At 35.5% G+C, this 394-nt stretch carries 1 rRNA gene; it reads right to left on the reverse strand.

Features of this window, described 5'->3' with window-relative positions:
- Positions 1-342 precede the first annotated feature (342 nt).
- Positions 343-394: ribosomal RNA gene (locus tag ACSUE0_RS14555) — 16S ribosomal RNA — on the reverse strand; the annotation flags it as partial.

Here is a 394-nt window from a genome sequence, read left to right on the forward strand (position 1 = left end):
CCTTCATCGGCTTCTAGTGCCAAGGCATTCACCGTGCGCCCTTAATAACTTAATCTTTTTTGACTTTCAACACGAACAAGTCGGTTGAAAATCCAAAATGTTATTAATCTGTGAGTGTTCTTTCGAACACTAGCGATTATTTCTTTTTGAATTCAAAGCTTGTTAAAAACTCTAATTCACTCGGTTTTGCTTGGTAAAATCATAAATTTTACTTACTTATCTAGTTTTCAATGTACAAAATAATGCAATGAATACTCCAATGAGCACTCAAAACTGAATACAATATGTCAATGTTATTCCTATTTCATCTTCGTAAGAAGATGTTTCCGAATATATCCTTAGAAAGGAGGTGATCCAGCCGCACCTTCCGATACGGCTACCTTGTTACGACTTC

The sequence above is a fragment of the Staphylococcus sp. AS1337 genome, assembly GCF_051408735.1.
GTDB lineage: Bacteria > Bacillota > Bacilli > Staphylococcales > Staphylococcaceae > Staphylococcus > Staphylococcus xylosus_B.